Annotated in this window: 18 protein-coding genes; 11 read left to right on the top strand and 7 right to left on the bottom strand. The window is 44.2% G+C overall.

From position 1 onward, the window contains the following. Positions 1 to 90: 90 nt before the first annotated feature. Both glpE and glpG read left to right on the top strand, forming a co-directional pair. Positions 91 to 399: a thiosulfate sulfurtransferase GlpE gene (gene glpE, locus IEY48_RS06610; RefSeq protein ID WP_188918506.1), complete on the top strand. Its 309-nt coding sequence runs from the start codon at positions 91 to 93 to the stop codon at positions 397 to 399. Then, complete coding sequence (gene glpG / locus IEY48_RS06605; protein ID WP_188918504.1) at positions 396 to 1,244, top strand: rhomboid family intramembrane serine protease GlpG; 849 nt, start codon at positions 396 to 398, stop codon at positions 1,242 to 1,244. Before glpE ends, glpG begins: the two co-directional genes overlap by 4 nt. A gap of 53 nt (positions 1,245 to 1,297) precedes the next feature. Here glpG and elbB read toward each other — a convergent pair whose 3' ends face one another. Then, the gene (gene elbB, locus IEY48_RS06600) at positions 1,298 to 1,954 is read right to left on the bottom strand and encodes an isoprenoid biosynthesis glyoxalase ElbB (RefSeq protein WP_188918502.1); all 657 of its coding nucleotides are present in this window, start codon (positions 1,952 to 1,954) and stop codon (positions 1,298 to 1,300) included. A gap of 544 nt (positions 1,955 to 2,498) precedes the next feature. On the opposite strand from elbB, the gene polA reads away from it, so the two are divergent. After that, complete coding sequence (polA, locus tag IEY48_RS06595; protein ID WP_188918500.1) at positions 2,499 to 5,255, top strand: DNA polymerase I; 2,757 nt, start codon at positions 2,499 to 2,501, stop codon at positions 5,253 to 5,255. Between the two features lie 634 nt (positions 5,256 to 5,889). Here the strand turns inward: polA and yihA are convergent. After that, complete coding sequence (yihA, locus tag IEY48_RS06590) at positions 5,890 to 6,555, bottom strand: ribosome biogenesis GTP-binding protein YihA/YsxC (RefSeq protein ID WP_188918498.1); 666 nt, start codon at positions 6,553 to 6,555, stop codon at positions 5,890 to 5,892. Positions 6,556 to 6,821: 266 nt separating this feature from the next. Between yihA and IEY48_RS06585 the strand changes: the two genes are divergently transcribed. The 5 genes from IEY48_RS06585 (at position 6,822) to IEY48_RS06565 (ending at position 11,081) form a co-directional block, all read left to right on the top strand. Further along, positions 6,822 to 7,445: a c-type cytochrome gene (locus IEY48_RS06585; protein WP_188918497.1), complete on the top strand. Its 624-nt coding sequence runs from the start codon at positions 6,822 to 6,824 to the stop codon at positions 7,443 to 7,445. A gap of 1,028 nt (positions 7,446 to 8,473) precedes the next feature. Then, a complete protein-coding gene (locus IEY48_RS06580; RefSeq protein ID WP_188918495.1) occupies positions 8,474 to 9,136 on the top strand; it encodes a class I SAM-dependent methyltransferase in 663 nt (220 codons plus the stop codon). Between the two features lie 55 nt (positions 9,137 to 9,191). Next, the gene (yihI, locus tag IEY48_RS06575; protein WP_188918493.1) at positions 9,192 to 9,740 is read left to right on the top strand and encodes a Der GTPase-activating protein YihI; all 549 of its coding nucleotides are present in this window, start codon (positions 9,192 to 9,194) and stop codon (positions 9,738 to 9,740) included. Between the two features lie 112 nt (positions 9,741 to 9,852). After that, positions 9,853 to 10,320, top strand: coding sequence for a DUF2489 domain-containing protein (locus tag IEY48_RS06570; protein WP_188918490.1), 468 nt, complete (start codon positions 9,853 to 9,855; stop codon positions 10,318 to 10,320). Between the two features lie 188 nt (positions 10,321 to 10,508). Next, entirely contained in the window at positions 10,509 to 11,081 is a 573-nt protein-coding gene (locus tag IEY48_RS06565) for a lysophospholipid acyltransferase family protein (RefSeq protein WP_188918488.1), read from the top strand. A 5-nt stretch (positions 11,082 to 11,086) separates the two neighbouring features. Here the strand turns inward: IEY48_RS06565 and IEY48_RS06560 are convergent, their stop codons facing one another. From IEY48_RS06560 to hutC, 5 genes are all read right to left on the bottom strand, one after another. After that, the gene (locus IEY48_RS06560; RefSeq protein ID WP_188918486.1) at positions 11,087 to 12,586 is read right to left on the bottom strand and encodes an alpha/beta fold hydrolase; all 1,500 of its coding nucleotides are present in this window, start codon (positions 12,584 to 12,586) and stop codon (positions 11,087 to 11,089) included. Between the two features lie 22 nt (positions 12,587 to 12,608). Then, positions 12,609 to 13,877, bottom strand: a complete 1,269-nt coding sequence (locus IEY48_RS06555) for a mechanosensitive ion channel family protein (protein ID WP_188918484.1) — start codon at positions 13,875 to 13,877, stop codon at positions 12,609 to 12,611. Between the two features lie 266 nt (positions 13,878 to 14,143). Continuing rightward, a complete protein-coding gene (gene hutH, locus IEY48_RS06550; RefSeq protein ID WP_188918481.1) occupies positions 14,144 to 15,682 on the bottom strand; it encodes a histidine ammonia-lyase in 1,539 nt (512 codons plus the stop codon). 3 nt (positions 15,683 to 15,685) lie between these two features. Beyond that, the gene (gene hutU / locus IEY48_RS06545) at positions 15,686 to 17,356 is read right to left on the bottom strand and encodes a urocanate hydratase (protein WP_188918479.1); all 1,671 of its coding nucleotides are present in this window, start codon (positions 17,354 to 17,356) and stop codon (positions 15,686 to 15,688) included. 134 nt (positions 17,357 to 17,490) lie between these two features. Beyond that, positions 17,491 to 18,195 (bottom strand): histidine utilization transcriptional repressor HutC, encoded by a 705-nt coding sequence (hutC, locus tag IEY48_RS06540; protein ID WP_188918477.1) that lies wholly within the window; start codon positions 18,193 to 18,195, stop codon positions 17,491 to 17,493. A 137-nt stretch (positions 18,196 to 18,332) separates the two neighbouring features. Between hutC and hutI the strand changes: the two genes are divergently transcribed. The 3 genes from hutI to IEY48_RS06525 all read left to right on the top strand — a co-directional run bounded on the left by hutI (position 18,333) and on the right by IEY48_RS06525 (position 22,325). Beyond that, positions 18,333 to 19,565 (top strand): imidazolonepropionase, encoded by a 1,233-nt coding sequence (hutI, locus tag IEY48_RS06535; protein WP_188918475.1) that lies wholly within the window; start codon positions 18,333 to 18,335, stop codon positions 19,563 to 19,565. Between the two features lie 193 nt (positions 19,566 to 19,758). Next, positions 19,759 to 20,535 carry a haloacid dehalogenase type II gene (locus IEY48_RS06530; RefSeq protein WP_188918473.1) on the top strand — a complete coding sequence of 259 codons (777 nt, stop codon included), beginning with the start codon at positions 19,759 to 19,761 and terminating at the stop codon, positions 20,533 to 20,535. Positions 20,536 to 20,654: 119 nt separating this feature from the next. Beyond that, entirely contained in the window at positions 20,655 to 22,325 is a 1,671-nt protein-coding gene (locus tag IEY48_RS06525) for an amidohydrolase (RefSeq protein WP_308424888.1), read from the top strand. The last annotated feature ends 34 nt before the right edge of the window (positions 22,326 to 22,359 follow it).

Genomic DNA, 22,359 nt, shown 5'->3' with positions numbered 1-22,359 from the left:
CCGGCACTCTCAAGGGGTTGTATTTATACAACCCCTTGTTGCAAACTGGCCTCCATACAATCGCAATTCGTACACTTTATAGGTAATACCATGTCTGGTTTTAAACACTTGTCTGTTAATGAGCTAATCCATATGTCTGAGGCATCTAACGAGGTGCAGATTGTTGATATTCGTGACGCAGCTAGCTTTACAGCGGGTCATATTCAACACTCAGTTAATTTAACCAATGAAAACTTAGCCCATTATATTGCCGCTGCAGATATGGATAAGCCGCTTGTGGTTGTGTGCTATCACGGCATGAGTAGCCAAAGTGCTGCCAACTATTTAAATGAACAAGGTTTTGATGATGTATACAGCCTTGATGGTGGATTCAATGCCTGGAGCCTCGCCCACTCATGATAGAAATTGGCCTACTTCCTAACGCCCGTGCAGCACAAGCATTTATTGATTACCTTAAAGGGTTGAACATTCAATGCCATGCAGTGCAACACGCCCAAGGTGTTGGCCTAATTATTATCCATCCTGAAGATGAACAACGAGCTCGCGAAGAACTACTGCACTTTGCCAACAACCCTAATGACAGCAAATATTTACAAGCATCTTGGGATAATGGTGACACCTCTACGCAATTTAACTATGGTCCAGGCGCTAAAGGATTGTTGCAGCAATTTCTGACCGGCGCAGGCCCGCTGACCTTGATAACTTTCTTTATCTGTGTCGTAATATTTGCAGGGATGAACTTAGGCTTTGCTGACGCGATATATAATCAGTTATCGTTTTTTGGCGCCGTCCCACAAAGTGATATCAGCCAAATATGGCGAGTATTTACACCAAGTTTAATGCACTTTTCTGCCATGCATATTGTGTTTAATTTACTGTGGTGGTGGTATTTAGGTGGCAAAATTGAAACCCGCCTCGGTGTTAGGCCGCTGCTATTTTTATTAGTTATTGCAGGCACTATTCCCAGCGTGGTGCAATTTTATATGACCGGCCCCCACTTTGGCGGCTTGTCTGGCGTTGTGTATGCGGTGGTAGGATATACTTGGTTAATGGGTGTTAGACAGCCTCAATGCGGTATCAGCTTACCGCAAGCCTATATGGGCTTTATGATGGTGTGGTTGGTGCTTGGCTTTACAGACATACTCGGTATGCCAATTGCCAACGGAGCCCACATCGGTGGCTTACTCGTAGGCCTTGCTCAAGCTTTGTTTGATAGTCGTAAACAGTCGTCCAACAACGAATAGTCTTAAACAAAAACCACCTTGAACGGTGGTTTTTGATTCAACATCTGCAACGATTAATCAATCATCTCTAACACTTTATTCACCAGCTTTTCGATGCCTATGTGGGCCTCTAAAACCGATGTGGCGAGCATGTATGCGGGTGTACTCACCACCTTATTAGCCTCATCAACCACTATGTCTTCAACGGTGACCTCTTGATGCTTACCCCCCATTTCATTAAATGCATGGGCGATGTCGCTATCATTGCCTATCGTACCGAGCGCCCCTTGACCATATATGTGCGGGATCATCACAGGTGAAATACACACAAAACCAACCGGTTTACGGGCAAGAGCAAACTCACGAATAAAAGTTTCTACAATAGGGTTAATGTGGCAACTGCTGCCTGTCGTGGCAAAGTTAGATAAATTCTTGGCCGCACCAAAACCGCCAGGGATCACTAACCCATCATAGTCATTAATATCTAAGCTGCTGGCATTGAGCACTTCACCACGAGCAATACGAGCAGACTCAACCAACACGTTGCGAGTTTCTTCAGTATCGACCTCACCGGTTAAATGATTGACCACATGCATTTGATTTATATCTGGGGCAAAACATTGATATTGAGCACCCGCTCGCGTAATCGCAAGCAAACTTAAAACGGCTTCATGGACTTCTGTACCATCAAATACGCCACAGCCACTGAGCAACACGGCTATCTTTTTCATGCTATTCACCTTCAACTTTTTATTGAGCTTTAATTAACAATGTAAAAATTACAACATAATTCAAACAAAACGGTTGATCTGATTAAAAATCGTGCTAACTTAGAACGTCGAATTTTGCTGTTGGGCTTTTTTTAGCCATAAAACATCATTGAAATTCATTGTGACTTAACTGACATCAATAAAAAAGTCCACAAATTAGTTATATTTATTGAAATTAATAAATAGCTCACAAAAATAAAAATAATATATAAATTTCAACTAGATACATATTTCGTTTCAAGCCGTAAGAAATTCTATCCAACAACGTTGATTATTTCACTCACAGACTTATCCACAGGCTGCGAGGCTTTTTTCGTGGCTAAAATTCACTACACAGGTACCTAACCAAATAAGCCAAACTCACCAACCGCGCGGCTTGTCGGACCTTTGAGTTTATCCACACTCAAGTAGATAAATTGGTGACAATCTCACAAGTACCTTGAGGTGCTGTGGGTATAATGTCATCCTATCTGTCTCGCAAAATACACAATACGAAAAACACATTATGCCAACAATTCCTAGTAATCCGCTCGTCCTCGTCGATGGCTCTTCTTATCTTTATCGCGCCTATTATGCGCCGCCTCATTTAACAAATTCAAAAGGTGAAGCGACGGGTGCGGTTTATGGCGTTGTAAACATGCTGCGTAGTTTATTAAGCCGCTATAGTCCAAGCCATATTGCTGTTGTTTTTGACGCTAAAGGCAAAACCTTTCGTAATGACATGTACGATGAATACAAAGCACAGCGTCCACCAATGCCAGATGACCTGCGCCATCAAATCGAACCGTTATATCGCATTATTCATGCAATGGGTTTGCCGCTGATCAGTATTCCAGGTGTCGAGGCCGACGATGTGATTGGCACCATAGCCTTGCAAGCGAGCAAAGAAGGCAGGGCCACGTTAATTAGCACCGGCGATAAAGACATGGCGCAGTTAGTCAACGAACACGTCACCTTAATTAACACCATGACAGATACCATCATGGGCCCAGAAGAGGTCAAAGCTAAATTTGGCGTTGGCCCAGATCGCATTATTGATTTTTTAGCATTAATGGGTGACAAAGCCGATAACATTCCTGGCTTACCAGGTGTAGGTGAAAAAACCGCATTAGCTATGCTGACAGGCGTAGGCAGTGTGGAGCAGCTTTTGGCTAATCCACAAAGTGTGCTTGAAGCGGGCTTTAGAGGCGCCAAAACCATGCCAGCTAAAATTATCGATAACGCTGATATGCTTAAGCTCTCTTATGAACTTGCTACCATCAAAACCGATGTCGAATTAGAGCAAGACTGGCATGAGCTGAATGTTAAGCCACAAGATCGCGATGAATTAATCAAATGTTTTGGTGAAATGGAGTTTAAGCGTTGGTTAGCAGAAGTGCTAGACAACAAACAACCTACAGGCACTGTTAGCCAAGATAGTGACGAAGAAATTACCGTCTCAGCCGCTATCGAAGCCGAATATGAAACCATTCTTAGCGAAGCAGCATTAGACAAATGGATTGATGAACTCAGTAAAGCTGAACTGATTGCCGTTGATACTGAAACCACCAGTCTCAATTACATGGAAGCCCAGCTTGTGGGATTATCCTTTGCCACTCAGGCAGGCAAAGCAGCATATCTGCCATTAGCCCATGATTACCCGGATGCCCCACAACAACTCGACAAAGCCGCAACGCTTGAAAAGCTGCGTCCTATTTTAGAGGGTAAAACGCCACAAAAAGTCGGTCAAAACCTAAAATATGACATGAGTATTTTAGCCAATGCAGGCATTAAGCTTGGTGGCGTACGCTTTGACACCATGCTTGAGTCTTACGTGTTTAACTCGGTAGCATCACGCCACGACATGGATGGCTTGGCACTCAAATATCTAGGCCATAAAAATATCAGTTTTGAAGACGTTGCCGGTAAAGGTGCCAAGCAGCTGACCTTTAATCAAATAGACCTAGACACTGCCGGACCTTACGCCGCAGAAGATGCCGATATTACCTTGCGTTTACATGAGCATTTATGGCCGCGCGTAGAAAAAGAATCAGCATTAGCCTCAGTATTTAACGAATTAGAACTGCCGTTAATTCAGGTATTGTCAGACGTTGAGCGCCAGGGGGTGTTAATCGACTCAATGTTACTGAGTCAGCAAAGTGGCGAACTGGCTCAAAAACTCGACGACCTTGAAAATAAAGCTTACGAAATTGCCGGCGAGAAGTTTAACCTCGCATCGCCTAAGCAGTTGCAAACGCTCTTTTTTGAAAAGCTTAACTACCCAGTTAAAAAGAAAACCCCAAAAGGTGCCCCTTCAACCTCAGAAGAAGTATTAGTTGAATTAGCCTTAGACTATCCGCTGCCTAAAATTATTCTTGAGCACCGTAGCCTGGCTAAATTAAAAAGCACCTACACAGATAAATTACCGCTGATGGTCAATGCCACCACCGGCCGCGTTCATACCAGCTATCATCAAGCCAATGCTGCTACCGGACGTTTGTCGTCAAGCGAGCCTAACTTACAAAACATCCCTATTCGTACCGAAGAAGGTCGCCGTATTCGCCAAGCCTTTATTGCCCCTGCCGGTCGTAAAATTTTAGCGGCCGACTATTCGCAAATCGAATTACGCATTATGGCCCACTTATCTCAAGACAACGGCTTATTAACCGCATTTGCTGCAGGTAAAGACATTCATAGAGCCACCGCTGCAGAAGTCTTTGGTGTTCACTTTGAAGAAGTCACCACCGAACAGCGTCGCCGTGCTAAAGCCGTTAACTTTGGCTTAATTTACGGTATGTCTGCATTTGGTTTAGCCAAACAATTAGATATTCCGCGTAACGAAGCACAAACCTACATCGACACTTATTTTGCTCGCTACCCAGGTGTCTTAAAATACATGGAAGAAACACGTGCTGATGCCGCCGAGCAAGGTTATGTATCAACACTGTTTGGCCGCCGTTTATACCTACCAGAAATTAACGACCGCAATGCAATGCGCCGCCAAGCCGCTGAACGCGCCGCGATTAACGCGCCGATGCAAGGCACCGCCGCTGATATCATCAAAAAAGCCATGATTGCGATTCACCAGTGGATTAATCAAGACACGCAAGGTGAAATCACCCTCATTATGCAGGTACACGATGAATTGGTATTTGAAGTTGACGAAGCAAAAGCTGACGCACTTAAAACCAAAGTGTGCGATCTAATGGCACAGGCAGCAGCTCTTGATGTGCCATTGCTTGCAGAGGCTGGAATAGGCGATAACTGGGACGAGGCCCACTAAGGCTTACATTTACATACCTCCTTACGAGTGCTGACTCGCCCACAACAATGCCGCATTGCTATCAATGCGGCATTATTGTTTAAGGCGTCAAATGACCTCTCAATATGACTAACCTTGTGTTCATATCAGCATAAAACTGACAACAGCTTATCGTTCTGGTTAACAAATAAGCAACGATTTGAGGTCAAACTCACAGTTATTGTGTCTTTTTATGAAAAACAGTTTTTCATTTTAAGGCGAATGCGCTATTATCTCATTCGTAGGGTACAGAGGTTAAGATGTTCAATCTTTCAAACCTTTATTTCACTAACAATAGTGACTAGCCAAATTCGGCGCCCCAGCAACTTAGGTTGCTGGGGCTTTTTTTTAGTTTTTTTTCGCTTAAAAATATATTTAGAGTAAATACTTTAAATTCATAAAAAAAGCAGTTATTCTATGGTCATTGAGGGTCGTCAAATTGAGTTGATGGCACTTGAGTCTTGTTGAATTTAGCTTCTCCCCAAAAGAGCTAATTTTTTGTACCGATAGCCATTTGGCCGTCGGTTTTTTTTTGGATAATTTTCATCAAAAACAGATATAAAAAAACCGACTCAACGTCGGTTATTTCAAGGTGTCTGGTTTTATTTCATCAACATTATTCTTGCTCGGTTTGCTCACGTAACGCTTGCTGCTCAGGCAACCATGCTGGATGACACCAGTCATTCAAGATACTCAACACCTTTGGCTTACCTGTGCCTTTTAATGAAGAAAATGGTTCAACTTTTACTTTATCGCCATAATCAGCTAATGCTTTACGCACTTCGTTAACGGTTTTCATTTTAGTGCTTTGGGTCAATTTATCAGCCTTGGTTAACAAGGCTAATACTGGGATATTGCTTAATACAGCCCATTCAATCATTTGCATATCGAGATCTTTAAGCGGATGACGAATATCCATCAATACCACCACACCACTTAAACAAGCACGCTTTTGCAAATACTCGCCTAATGCTTGCTGCCATTTGTTTTTAAGCGCTAACGGTACTTGGGCGAAACCATAACCCGGTAAATCCACTAAACGGCGATCAGCATCCAACTCAAAAACGTTAATCAACTGGGTACGACCTGGAGTTTTACTGGTACGAGCTAAACTTTTTTGTTCAGTAAGCGCATTTAATGCACTTGATTTACCTGCGTTTGAGCGTCCAGCAAAAGCAATCTCAACCCCGATATCCCCAGGAAGATACTGATCTAAATGCGCAATATCAGGCGCACTGATTAAAAATTTTGCCTTACGGAAATCGATACGAGATTCGGTCACTAGTCACTCCAATTAAATTACTTTCAGTAAATGCATTACCATAAATGTTTAACAATTGCTTACTTTTGCACGTTTTCGTGTAAAATATTACCCTGATCACATTATATACCCAAGCAATGCTGATATGTGTGAAGTAGTCATAGTTGATCTCGTTGTACTCGAGCGTCGTAAACTACATCAAAAGCACTTGGGGAAAATCATTTTACCACGCTTGCGGGTCTTCCTAGTAAGCTCAGGACAATAAATTAACAAGAAGTTGGAACGCCATGAAAAAGTTAGCTCTTGCGCTGTCTGTAGTAGCCACTATGTCATCACCTGCTATGGCTGAAGGTAATGCTGAAGCCGGCAAAACTAAAGTAATCGTATGTTCTGCCTGTCACGGTGTTGACGGCAACAGCATGATCGATATGTACCCAAAGCTTGCAGGCCAACACCCTGCATACCTTGAAAAACAATTAACAGAATTCCGATCTGCCATGCAGACTGGCGGCAAAGAAGGCCGTATGGACCCAATTATGGGCGGCATGTCTATCGCGTTAACCGATACAGACATCGCTGATATCTCTGCATTCTTCGCCAGCCAAACTCAATCAGTTAATCCAGCGGTTGAAGGCACAGAAGCAGGTGAAAAACTCTACCAAGGTGGCGACGCTGCTCGTGGTATCACCTCTTGTATCGCATGTCATGGTCCAGATGGTAGTGGCGCAGCTGCAGCTGGCTTCCCAATGGTTGGCGGCCAACATGCTAACTACATTAAAATCCAGTTAACTAAGTTCCGTGATGGTACTCGTAACAACGATTTAAATGGCATGATGCAAGATGTTGCTAAAAAATTATCTGATGCAGATATCGAAGCACTATCTAAATATATTTCAAGCATTAAGAAATAATAGGCAGAGTTCGAGATAATAAAAATGAGCATATATTGCTCATTTTTATTACCCTTAAGTTAACGTTTACGTAAACTGATCGCATTAATACTTGACATAGTTCACGGTTTTAGAGTTAAATACACCCCGTACCGAGGTAAACCCAACTGTTTGGACCATAAATTTAATAACATCAAACAGATTTCGGACTGATACATTTAAGATATAAGAATAAAGAAAAGTCATAACAATAATAATTTAAGGCCACTCACAAATACTAATAACATGAGTCGCGATTTCAGTTTGAAATCCAGGTCGTAAAATTTGTAAGGAACAGACCGACTGGTCAACTCGCTATTTAGCACTGCCTTACACAACAGAGTAACCCTTTTGGTGTTATTTGAATGATTCAAATAATCGCAAATCCAGCATTTTGTTGAGGATGCATCCATAAGAAGCTTGCTCGAAGGTACAAAAAACAAGGATGGTTGACTGATAGTCACAGAAGACAAAGAGGATAATGATGTGTCATTGAAGACCATCTACGGAAGCTGTAGTCAGGACGGCGACAGAATATAAAAAAGCGTCAGCGATGACCAATAACAACTAAAAAAGCACGGACAGCAAAACAAAAGTTAAGATCTGACCGGGATAGTCACATAGCAAGTACGGATACTTGGAATCAGAATAAGGTGCATTTAAGCACTGTTTTATAAGGTGGCAGTTTACTGCCACCTTTTTTTATGTGTTTTTTATCGCATATCTACAGCCAATGGTTATATCTATCACTTGGACATTGGTATAGTTTATTGTTATACCTACCCTTATTAGAATGTGATCTATTTTAGGCTGCGTCACTAAAGCCAGTACAATGGAAATGACTATAGGTATCGTCATCAACATCAAAGGCATTGAGACGCTATGTTTGCCAGAGGATTCCTCAAAAGGCTACCGCGAATATCCCGCTGATAATTTTCGCTATAAGAGCAAATGCTAATGCGGATCGGTAATATCACTATATATTGTTTACTAAGGTGCTGCTGTCGTTAATGAGCCCATGCCCACTGTGTCATCATTCAGCCAATTTTTTTGTTCAAGACAAAAAAAGAGCTTTTTACGCTTGCCCACAATGCGACTTAGTCTTCGCTAGCCCAAACTCACACCTTATGCCCAACCTAGAACGTCAGCGTTATGGTCGGGCACAAAAAACCTCTAAACAAAAACAACTATCACAATTTATTTTACCGCTGTTAGCGCAAATCGCCGAGCAACAAACAGGCAGTTTAAAAGGCCTAAACTTTGGTAGAATATTAGATGAAAAAAGTCAGCTGAGCATTGTTGAAGCCGGCCATCAAGTGAATCAATACGACCCATTCTTTGCTGCCGATCAGTCTGTGTTAAGTCAGAGCTACGATTTTGTTTGTTGTTACCGAGTGTTTGAGCACTTTAGGCATCCCATTCGCGAGTGGACATTATTAAGCCAACTGATTAAGCCTAATGGTTGGTTAGCCATTAGCACCCCGCTACTCACAGACAAAGCCCTATTTGCGAAGTGGCATTATAAAAATAATCCCACTCATGTGAGCTTCTATCAGCAAACAACATTCGAATATTTAGCTTCTCACAGTGATTTTGAGCTATTATTTGCAGCAAAAGATCTGGTTTTGATGCAAAAATCGTCAAAACCTGATATAAAGCGCATCCTTATTTAGTGCCTTGGAGAAATTACTCTGCAAGGACGTGTTTAGAAAACCTAACGAGAACATCATGGCTCGCAGTAAAAAAACTCGCAAAGGCGGCGAAAACGGCCCTAAGTTTGCCCCAAGAGTAAAAAAAACCGATCGTAAAGCGGTCGATGGTAAAAAGTCAGAATCTGGCCGTAAATCTGGCAGCCGTCATAACGAAGCGTTACTTAAACAAGCTTCAGGCAGTGGCGCAGCAGTAACAAAAGATGCACGTCATGGCAGTAAAAAACCTGTTGCATTATCATTGCCAACATCAATTACTGAGCCGTTAGTGGTTAAGCCTAAACAGCCTAAAATAACTGACGAGCAAAAATTGCTAAAGCTTGAAGAAGATCCAAGACTGAATCAGTTGCTTGACCAACTGGAAGAAGGTCGCGATCTGTCTGACGCCGATCAAAAATGGTTAGATATTCAATTAGACAAAATCGAGCAGTTAATGCAACGTTTAGGACTAACTGAAGGCGGTGAAGCACCTGCGCCTAGCCCTAAAAAGCAACTGACAGACGACGAGCTATTAAATCGTTTTGAGTCAGGTGCAGATCTGCTTAAAGATTATCAAAAACAAGACTAAACCACTCAATGAATTTCATTTGAATGGGATAAACTGGCGCACACCTAGTTGGTTGGGTACATACTCAATCAACTAGGTTCGCGCCAGTTTTGTATTCAAAAAAGGATAAATTGTGCCAACAATCGCCATTATTATTGCATTACTCATTATCATCGCCCTTGCCGCGTACGCCACTCACCTATTATTAACCCTTAAGCGCCGCACTGAGGCCAACCAAAAAGCGCAAGCAGAGCGTCAAGCCAAAGCTGAAGAGCGTAGACAGCAAATCCTTACCGATATTCGTTATATTGCCGCAGCCATGTTAGAAGACCGCTGCGAGCTTTCTGAAGGTGTGGTGCGCATTGGTAAACTGTTTGATGCATTATCAATGTCAGAACAAGTGGCTGGTGACTTTCCTAACCTATTTGTTCACTATGACATCATTCGAGATCATCCCATCATGGACGCGCGTAAGACCCTGCCAAAACAACAGCGGATGAAATATGATTTAGAACGAATGAAGTCTGAGGCAGAGCTAGAGCAAGTCATTTTAGATGAAGCCAAGCGCATCGCAGAGTTCGATAAGCCGACCACTCACTAACTCTCCCTTATTATCCATATTGCATATTGCTGCGGGCATGACTTATTGAGTCAGTCCGCTACAGCAAGCCTCATAGTCAATTGGCGAAGAGTTGATTATATGCTTTAATCACTAAACGCCTCGATTTGGTGCGTCATATCTAGAAAACCAATAACAAGAAGCGTAAACGCTCTGATTAGGACTCCACTATGTTAAACACTTTGTGTATAAGATTACTGCGTCTGCTGGGGTGGACGTTTGAAGGACAGTTCAATAAAACTCAACCGTGCGTAATGATAGTTGGCCCCCATACCAGTAATTGGGACTTTATTATTGGGATTATTGCCCGGAGCGCATTAGGTACAAAAATCCATTTCCTAGGTAAGCACCAATTGTTTATTGCGCCTTGGGGATGGCTATTTCGTGCGATGGGTGGCAGCCCTGTTGATAGGCGTAAACATAATAACCTCGTCGATGCTGCTGCACAGTTGTTTCAACAAGATCCCAACTACAAGTTAGCGCTGGCACCAGAAGGCACACGTAGCCCTGTTACTCGCTGGAAAAGCGGTTTTTATCATATTGCAGTTAAAGCACAGGTAGATATTGTCCCAGTAGGGTTAGATTTTGGCCGCAAAACCATTGTGCTCTCGCCGCCCCTAGCTCCAACAGGCAATATTGAGGCAGAAATGAATCAATTGATGGATTTTTATCGCACCATTACTGGCTATCGCCCCAAAAACATCCCCGTTTACCAATTACAATCGCCCACTGAGCGACGCTAAACGATTTACAACGCGCTTTCTAGGCTTTGCTCAGCTAATACGTAACTTCCACCCAGGCGTGTCGATTGGGTTGGAGTGATAATTCTTGTGAGTGATAGTACAAGTCGAGTGGATGCTTGCGATACAAACACTGGCGACTCACCGTAAAAAGTTACCCCTGCAAAATCAAAACGACTACGATCACTTTGCATTTGGCCAAGTATTTCAGTGTCTGTAGCATTAATGACACTGCGAGTGATTTGCATGCTGTGATTAGCCGTACCAATACGACTTGCTGATACGGTGACAATAGAGTCCGTTATGGATAGATGCGTCACATCAACATTATCAAAGCGCGCCAACTTACAATCGTTCAATATTATCTGCTGATATTGACCGCTAAATTCACTCTGATCATCTTGAAAGCAGCGGCCCATTCGCTTACTGTTATGTTGCGGTCGAGCTTGTCGAGGTTCAATCATGGCGTTAAGGCTAGCCAATAACATATGATTAAATTCATGGGGATGAGATTTCATCGGCACATGACCAGCCTGGTTAATCACCTGCAACCGAGATAGGGGTAAAACATGTTGCAACGCATAAGCTGTGCGCAGCGGCGCGACATTATCTTGACCACCCCAAATAATGTGAGTTGGCGGAACCGCTTGATAACTTAACACCGAGAAGTTTTGTTCCATCAACGCTAGTGCGGCATTAACATTAGTTTGCTCGCCAATGGTCATATTACGTAGCGACGAATCACCACTAAAAATCCGTGTTGGGTCAAAACCTGTTCCGGATTTCTCCAATATCTTATCGGCAAGATTGTCTACCCGAGCCAAAACTCGTCTAACACTTTGAGGTAAATCTGCTTGGTCATTATCGCGAGTCGAAATCCGCTTAATATAAGCGGTACGATCTAAAATACCGGCCGCATCGACCAACACCAATTGCTGGATACGCTCAGGATATTGGCTGGCATAATACACACTGATAGCCGCGCCCATAGAGTGACCCACAAGATTAACCTGGCCATCGTGGCGATATTGAGTTATCAGCCAATCGATAACTTTGGCGTATTGTTGCGGCGAGTAAGTAAATACCGCCCCTTGAGATAAGCCAAATCCGGGTAAATCGATAGCCACCACATGATATTGCTTAGCAAGTGTGGGAATGACCGTTAACCAATCTTTAGATGCTAGGTCACCTAAGCCATGAATAAGCACCACAGTGTCGCGATGCTCAAGACCGGCTTGCAACACAAATACAGGCGCTTGATGGCTGGGCGCGATAACGCGCTCATAGGTATAATCTGCAGGGTAGTCAGCTAACTCAGCAGGGCTAAGAGGCTTCAGGCTAGGCGCTTTTTCATCACCACTGATACTACGATGAATATCACTGAGCCAATTGGCTTGTACAGGCAAGATGACACAGGTAATGGCTAGCACGCAACAGACTAACAAGCGCCCCAGTTGGAATAACTGACGCTGTAAAACAGCACCTTGTCTATTACGACACTTAGCCACAACTCGCATCCTTACCGAATGACTATTGCTGTTCGCAGTATTGTTTAATGCTGCGGATATCATTTCCGGTCGGTATTTGAAATGCACGTAAACCAAACTCAGGCAACACTGCGAAAACATGGTCAAAAATATCAGCTTGAATCCCTTCGTAATACGTCCAGCGGATATCATTAGTAAAAATATACAGCTCTATCGGTAAACCCTCGGTGGTTGGCGCCAATTGCCTCACCATTAAGGTCATGTCTTTATGAATTTTGTCATGACGACGCAAATACTCTTGTAAGTACGCCCTAAAAGTACCGATATTAGTTAAATGACGCCCGTTAACTTTCATATCAATATCGCTAATATTGGCATTTTCCGCACTAATTTCGCTGAATATTTGTGGTAAATACTCTTTTAAGTAATTCACTTTACCTAAACGAATACGTTCTTCGTCTGTTAAAAATTTAATGCTGTTAACGTCAATATTCACTGAACGTTTAATACGACGTCCGCCTGACTCAGACATGCCCCGCCAGTTTTTAAAAGCATCAGACACCAAAGCATACGCAGGGATCATGGTGATGGTATTGTCCCAATTGCGCACTTTTACGGTCGTTAATGTTACATCTTCTACCGCACCGTCTGCGGCGTACTTATCCATTTGGATCCAGTCGCCTTTGCTCACCATGCGGTTAGCCGCAAGCTGAATACCGGCAACAAAGCCCAAAATAGTGTCGCGAAACACCAACATCATAAAACCAGTAGCGACACCTAAACCGCTAAAAAAGTAAATAGGCGACTGGTCGGCCAGTATCGAAAAAACGACCACTAAACCTATAAAAAATAAGAATAACTTGGTTAGTTGAACAAAGCTTTTAACCGGTAATCTACGGTTAACATGATTAACATCGGCAATTTCATCGCCGGCATTCAATGCGCTATAAATCGCCCGTATTATAAAGACCACCAGCAATGAGCTGAGTAAACGGTCAATAATGACACTGGCAAACTCATGTGATGTCAGCACAATTGGAATTAACACATCTAGCAGCACAATAGGTACTAACAACGCTAGGCGTTCTAGTACATTAAAGCGCATAAAAATATCATCCCAGGTGACTGATGAACGGCGAATAACCGCATTAAGTCCATGCACCACAAATCGATGAGTAATGTAATAACCTATGCCAGCAATAAGCAAACAAGCAAAAATTAATACCGATGTCGCCACACCATCCGTTGGCTGACTGTCAATGCCTAGCTGGGTTAACCAAGAGGCAACCTCTACCCTAAATTCTGTATTCACTCACAAATCCTTAGCCACATAGTCCTTTACACAAAGGAACGTTTAACACCCTGAAGGCAAACAAAACCGAAGGTTTTACTGCAAGCATTATGCACTTAATTGAGCATTCAATTCAGTACATTCATTCAATAAAGTTAACTCAACATACCACTGACGATAATCAAGGGGAGTTTAGCAAACAAAAAGGACCTCGCGGTCCTTTTATTACTTAACCCTAAAAGCTTGAGCTAACAGCTTGGTCTAAAATCTTGATTTAAAAGTTTGATTTAAAAGCTTGGCATTAATCCTTGCGGTAATAGTCGATTAAAACTGGCATTAGTCAGCAAATCGACCGCATTTTCGATGTCTGGGGCAAAGTAGCGGTCTTGCTCATAAAACGACACGATTGCCCTTAGGTCGGCTTTTGCCTTAGCAATGGCGGCACTGGGCTGTAATGGGCTTCTAAAATCCAACCCTTGCGCCGCAGCGAGAAGTTCAATCGCTAACACGCCACGGGTGTTTTCGCTCATGTCTCGCAAGCGTCGCGCGGCAAAAGTGGCCATCGACACATGGTCTTCTTGGTTTGCCGACGTAGGCAAACTGTCTACCGAGGCTGGATGAGCATAGGTTTTGTTTTCAGACGCCAGTGCCGCGGCAGTTACCTGGGCAATCATAAAGCCTGAATTCACCCCACCATTATTGACTAAAAATGGCGGTAATTTTGACAGGCTAGAGTCAATTAGCAGTGCCATACGACGCTCAGCAATCGCGCCCATTTCGGCAATGGCAATCGCCAGGTTATCTGCTGCCATTGCCACCGGTTCTGCGTGGAAGTTACCGCCTGAAATAATGTCGCCAGTATCTTGAAACACTAGCGGATTGTCGGTTACGCCATTGGCTTCAGCACCTAGTACTTCTGCCGCTTGACGAATTTGAGTTAAACACGCGCCCAATACCTGTGGCTGACAACGCAGTGAGTATGGATCTTGTACTTTTTCACAATTACTGTGACTTTGGCTGATCTCTGATTCACTTGTTAACAAATGACGAAATATCGCCGCCGAATCAATTTGACCTTTTTGACCACGCGCCGCATGAATACGTGCATCAAATGGGCTTCGACTGCCCATTGCCGCCTCAACACTCATGGCACCAATCACTGAGCTGGCGGCAAACAAATCTTCTGCATTAAATAAGCCTTCTAACGCTAATGCGGTCGATGCTTGGGTGCCATTTAATAACGCCAAGCCTTCTTTAGCGGCCAGCTCAATCGGTGCTAATCCAGCAATCTCAAGTCCTTCGCTTGCCGATATAATTTGCCCTTTATAGGTCATTTCACCTTCGCCTAATAATGGCAAACACATGTGTGCTAATGGTGCTAAGTCGCCCGATGCACCGACAGAGCCTTTTTCGGGTACGCACGGATATACGCCGGCATTCACTAACTGAATTAAAAATTCAATCACCTCTAAACGAATACCAGAAAACCCACGGCTTAATGAGTTAATTTTTAACACCATCATTAAACGCACCGTGGCATCTTGCATATATTGGCCAATACCTGCGGCATGAGACAACACAATTGAACGCTGCAAAACTTGTAAATCTTGCGGCGCTATTTTGGTGTTGGCCAACAAGCCAAACCCAGTGTTAATACCATATACAGTACGACCTTCACGCAGCACTTGCTGGACAATTTCAGCACTTTGATTAATGTCTTTAATCGCATCTTTGGCAAGCGTTATCTTGACGCTATTGCGGCTAATGGCGCGGGTTTGTGCCAATGTTAAGGTACCTGGGATCAATTCAAATGAGTAAGTCGACATGGGTTACGCTCCTAACATTGGCAGGTCTAAGCCTTGCTCTTTGGCACATTTTTTTGCAAGGTCGTAACCCGCATCGGCATGACGCATTACGCCAGTTGCAGGGTCATTCCACAATACGCGCCCTAGCCTAACAGCCGCCTCATCGGTACCATCGGCCACAATCACCACACCAGAATGCTGACTAAAACCCATGCCGACACCGCCACCATGATGCAACGACACCCAGGTGGCGCCACTGGCGGTATTTAATAACGCATTCATTAATGGCCAATCTGACACCGCATCTGAGCCATCGAGCATGGCTTCGGTTTCACGATTGGGGCTGGCAACCGAGCCTGAATCTAAATGATCTCGACCAATGACTACTGGCGCCGACAGCTCGCCATTTTTGACCATTTCATTAAACGCTAACGCTAAACGGGCACGGTCTTTTAAACCGACCCAGCAAATACGTGCAGGCAGACCTTGAAACGCTATACGCTCACGGGCCATATCGAGCCAATTGTGTAAATGGGGATTATCAGGAATTAGCTCTTTAACCTTGGCGTCGGTTTTGTAGATATCCTCAGGATCGCCAGACAGCGCAACCCAACGAAATGGTCCAATACCTTCACAAAATAACGGCCGCACATACGCAGGCACAAACCCAGGAAAATCAAAGGCATTTGTTACACCTTCATCAAAAGCCATTTGACGAATATTATTACCATAATCGGTCGTTGCCGCGCCTGCGGCTTGCAATGCCAACATGGCTTTCACTTGCACCGCCATCGACTGTTTTGCGGCTTTAACCACAGCGGCTTCGTCAGTTTTACGCATTTGCGCTGCGTATTCTAAACTCCAGCCTTGCGGTAAATAACCATTTAACGGGTCGTGCGCGGAAGTTTGGTCGGTCACCACATCAGGGGTAATACCGCGGGTCACTAACTCGGTAAACACATCAGCAGCATTGGCTAATAAGCCAACTGAAACGGGCTTGCCGTTTTGGTTTGCTTGGTAAATCATCGCTAAGGCTTGGTCTAATGATGTGGCTTTTTTGTCGACGTAACCCGTGCGCATGCGAAAATCGATGCGGGTTTCATCCACTTCACAGGTGAGCACCGAATAACCCGCCATTGTGCCCGCTAACGGCTGTGCGCCGCCCATGCCGCCTAAGCCGCCGGTTAAAATCCACTTACCTGCAGACGAGCCATTAAAGTGTTGTTTTGCCATGGCAACAAAGGTTTCGTAAGTACCTTGGACAATGCCTTGCGAACCAATGTAAATCCACGAACCGGCGGTCATTTGGCCGTACATCGCCAAACCTTTTTTATCGAGCTCATTAAAGTGCTCCCAGTTAGCCCAATGTGGCACCAGATTTGAGTTAGCAATAATCACTCTTGGCGCATTGGCATGAGTGGTAAACACCCCAACAGGTTTACCCGACTGCACCAATAAGGTTTCATCGTCTTCAAGGCGCTGCAATACCTCAATAATTTTGTCGTAACTTTGCCAGTCTCGCGCGGCGCGGCCAATACCGCCATATACCACTAAATCTTCTGGGCGTTCAGCCACATCGGGGTGAAGGTTGTTCATTAACATCCGCATTGCCGCTTCAGTTAGCCAACTTTTACACTGTAATTGAGTACCGTGTGGCGCAATAATGCGACGGCTTGGGTCGTGTCGTTTATCCATAATGTCCTCTTCAACCGATTAATTCGGTTTGGTTTTTTATTGGTCTTGTTGTAATAAATTTTAGGTCTTAGGCCTAGGTTTTAGGTATTAATCTTATGGCTGCTAACTGGGTACGATAAATTCATTGATTGGCATTATTTATTCACCAACGCAGAGGTTAATTTAAACTTACTGCCGGGATGCACTAGCCGTGCAAAGCTCACTACACCTTGGCGTGACCAGGTGCGGCGTAAAATTTGTAAACAAGGTTCAGTGGCCTCTATTGCCAACCTTTGCAGTAATCGTTCATTGGCCATGATGGCTTCAACGGTATGGCGCGCTTCAGTTAACGGCGCTACGGCAGAGAGATATTCGTGAGGCGTCTGTATTGTAAAGTCTTGCTCTAGATACTTTGGCACGAGTTTGGGATTAACAAAGCGCTCTTCTACTTGCAGAGGTAAACCTTGTTCGCAATGCACTAGCACTGAATAAAATACCGGGTTGCCAACCTCAAGCCCCAATGCATTAGCCACAGCAGCACTGGCATCAATCTGCTTTAACTCAAGCTGCTTAACGCTATAACCATGGCCACGGTCTTTGATTTCATCGGCAATATTACGAATGACCAATAACGATGACTGCGACTTAAGCCCTGCCACAAAAGTGCCCACGCCTTGAGTACGCTCTAACACGCCTGAGTCCACCAGTTCAGTTAACGCCCGCCTTGCGGTCATGCGGCTACACGCAAACAGGTCCGTTAATTGGTTTTCAGACGGCACGCGATCGTTTTCTTGCCATTCACCGGTTTCAATCCGTGACAAAATAAATTGTTTAATTTGAGCAAACTTTGCTTGAGCCATATCTTCACTTCCAATACTGACAAAATTGCCATAATTTATTTATCTGTGGCTTAGCCTACCTTGTATATACAAGATTAAACAAGTATTGTTTAACAATAGATAGAAGACAAATTCTTGCGATCAAAAAGAGGAATAACATGGTGTGGGATCAAGTATGGATAGATATCAATATCGCCACCATGGACCCTAGTATCTCTGGTGCTTACGGGGCGATACTGCAAGCTGCGATTGCCGTAAAAGACGGTAAAATTGCCTGGGTCGGCCCACGCAGTGAACTGCCCGAATTTGACGTTTTGGCAACCCCAGTTTACAGGGGTAAAGGGGGTTGGATAACCCCAGGGCTTATTGACGCACACACTCACTTGGTGTTTGCCGGCCATCGCGCCAATGAGTTTGAGCAACGGCTACAAGGCGCCAGTTATCAAGATATTGCCCGTGCTGGCGGCGGTATTATTTCAACGGTTAATGCCTGCCGTGATGCCGATGAAGCAGAGTTATTTGAATTAGGTCGCCAACGCTTAAATGCCCTAGCCAGAGAAGGGGTCACTACTGTTGAAATTAAGTCAGGATACGGCTTAAATACCGCAACCGAACTGAAGCTATTGCGAGTCGCCCGTGAGCTTGGCGAACATCATCATATCGATGTTAGCACCACATTTTTAGGCGCCCATGCCATTCCGCCAGAATACCAGGACGATGTAGACGGCTATGTCGACCTTGTGATTAATGACATGCTGCCCGCGGTTATTGCAGAAGGTTTAGCGGATGCTGTTGATGTATTTTGCGAAAATATCGCCTTTAATCTGGAACAAACCGAGCGAGTCTTACGCGCTGCTAAGCGAGCAGGTTTACAGGTAAAACTGCACGCTGAGCAATTATCTAATATGGGTGGTAGCACCTTGGCCGCAAGTTTGGGTGCTAAGTCAGTTGATCATATTGAGTTTTTAGACGAGGCGGGAGTTAAGGCCATAAGCGAAAGTGGTACCTGCGCGACGTTATTACCTGGGGCTTTTTACTTTTTACGCGAAACCCAATTACCGCCCATCGATTTACTGCGTCAATACAAGGTGCCGATGGTGATAGCCAGCGACTTTAACCCCGGCTCATCACCGATTTGTTCAACTTTATTAATGCTTAACATGGCTTGTACCTTGTTTAAGTTAACCCCAGAAGAAGCCCTGCGAGGCGTTACTGTTAATGCCGCCAAGGCATTGGGGCTCGAGCATCGCGTTGGTAGCATTACCGTTGGCAAGCAAGCTGACTTTTGTTTATGGGATATCAACACCCCCGCACAACTCGCGTATGCCTACGGGGTTAATCCTTGTTTAAACGTGGTCAAAAACGGCCAGGTAGTTGCCTTACCCCGTTAATCGCATTTCAAGCCGTATGTTGTTGGCTTTTATAGACAGCATATGGCTCTTTCTCCTTCGATACCAGTAAGACCAGCAAGATAAAATCAATAATTGCGTGATTTTAAGATCTATTTCATTTAGGCTAGGCACATTATGAACGATCGTTCAAAATTTTTTTATTGCTAACCTAACCCATATTGACAGAGGTATTATGAAAATCCGCACACTATTATCAATTGCTAGCGCGTTTTTGTTGCTTAACAGCAGCCATGTTTTCGCCAATGAATCAACTGATTCAGCCACTGAACTCACAAAGCCTAAAGTGATTATTTTTGATGTGAATGAAACCCTGTTAGATCTAGAAAACATGCGTAAGTCGGTCGGCACTGCCTTAAATGGTCGTGACGATTTATTGCCATTTTGGTTCTCAACCATGTTGCATCACTCTTTAGTGGTTTCAGCCACTGGCGAGTATCAGTCGTTTGGTAATATCGGAGTTGCATCACTCGAAATGGTGGCCGAGATTAACGGCATTGCAATCACTCACGAACAAGCTAAAACCGCTATTGTTACGCCATTACGCTCTTTACCAGCGCATCCTGATGTTGCTGAGGGTTTAGCAGCATTAAAAGCTCAAGGTTATAAGCTAGTCACCTTAACAAACTCATCATTAGAAGGCGTTCAATTACAGCTTAAAAATGCAAACTTAAGCCAGTATTTTGATGCCAACTTAAGCATCGAGTCTGTTGGTGTATTTAAGCCGCATTTAAGCACTTACCAATGGGCCATTAAAGATTTAGGCGTTAACGCTAACGAAGCCTTAATGGTTGCAGCCCACGGTTGGGATATCGCAGGTGCTGAAAAAGCAGGTTTACAAACTGCGTTTATTCGTCGCCAGGGTAAAGTGTTGTTCCCGCTTGCAGCAGAGCCTGACTACAACGTGTTGGATGTGAATGATTTAGCTAAAACATTAGCTACATTTAAATAAGCATCAGCACCGCAATCGCCTAATCCTGTTAGGCGATTTTTCAATTATTTTAGCCCTTGCCATTAACGATTAATTAACATTTAATAAGTGTTGATAAATTAATCGCATAAAGGGATGAAATGATGAAAAAAGGTTATTTAGCACTGTTGATAACATTGGGCACTTGCAGCTTGAGTGCAAACACCCTAGCGCAAACCACATTGGTGCATGATGTTAACGGCTACACCTTAGTTAACGGTAAATTACAGACCTTTAATGCGATTCAGTTCACCGACGATAAAATCGACCGACTCTTCACCAAAGACCAAACGTTACCTACCGCTAACGATATCACCACCATTGATGGTAAAGGCAAAACCTTACTGCCAGGATTAATCGACGCCCACGGTCATGTGCTCAGTTACGGCTTAAGCTTATTAACCGCCGATTTAACCAACACCAGTAGCGAACAAGACGCGGTGTCACGCGCACAAGCATTCATTAAGAAAAACCCAACAGACGGTTGGTTAATGGGTCGCGGTTGGAACCAGGAGTTATGGTTTAGCAAACAATTTCCCAGCAAAGAAAGTCTAGATAAAGCATTTAGTGCTAATCCGGTGTCATTTGGACGGGTTGATGGACATGCGATTTGGGTTAACAGTAAGGCACTAGCATTGGCTGGCATTTCAGCCAGCACCGTCTCACCTGAAGGCGGCGAGATAGTTAAGGACGAGCAAGGTAATCCTACTGGTGTGCTTATCGATAATGCGATGAACTTGGTGTTTAAAATCATCCCCGATCTTAATCAGCAACAGCTTGAGTCTACGTTAACCCTAGCAATGGACAGCTTAGCCTCATACGGTTTAACCAGCGTGCACGATGCGGGCATCAGCATTAACAACATTAAAGCCTACCAGCAATTAGCTGCAAACAATGCCATGAGCGTGCGCGTTAATGGCATGCTGTCGGTTGAAGACCCACGCTTTGATACGGTATTAAAGCAAGGTCATATCAACACCAGCGACGACATGTTTAAAGTCGACAGTGTAAAAATATCTGCCGACGGCGCTTTGGGTAGCCGCGGCGCGGCGTTAATTAAAGAGTACTCAGACCAACCCGGCCACAAAGGCTTAATGCTGTATTCAGACGAGCAATTAGGCAAACTCATTTTACGGGCGATGAAAGCCGGATTTCAGGTTAACACCCATGCCATTGGCGACAATGCCAACCAGGTCGTGCTTAATAAATATCAAAGCACGATTGCCAAAACCGACTCTAAGGCATTACGCCATCGTATTGAGCATGCTCAAATTCTCGACCTTGCTGACGTCCCCCGCTTTGCCCAGCTCGATGTGATTGCTTCGGTACAAGCCACCCACGCCACCAGCGACAAAAACATGGCTGAAAACCGTTTAGGTAAGGCCCGCCTCGCCGGTGCGTATGCATGGCGCAAACTGTTAAATGCCAATGCCGTCATCGCCAACGGGTCAGATTTCCCTATCGAATCACCGAATCCATTCTTTGGATTGCATGCTTCAGTCACCCGTCAAGATCATCTCAACAAACCTTTAGACGGTTGGTTAGCGGGTGAGAAACTGTCACGTATTGAAGCGTTTAAAAGCTTCACCATCGATGCAGCTTATGCCGGCCACCAAGAGCAGTTACTAGGTACGCTAGAATCCGGCAAGAAAGCAGATTTTATCTTGGTTGAGGACGATTACTTCGCTATCAACCCACAACAAATATGGCAAAACAAAGTCATCGCCACCTGGGTAAACGGCCGCCAGGTGTTTGTGAAAGGAGAGGAATAGAGCTTCTAAATCTATTTCCTTATGTGCCAAAGTG

It is taken from the genome of Shewanella saliphila, from assembly GCF_014648295.1.
GTDB lineage: Bacteria > Pseudomonadota > Gammaproteobacteria > Enterobacterales > Shewanellaceae > Shewanella > Shewanella saliphila.
The sequence above is the reverse complement of the archived record's forward strand: the minus strand, read 5'-3'. Positions and strand labels throughout refer to the sequence as shown.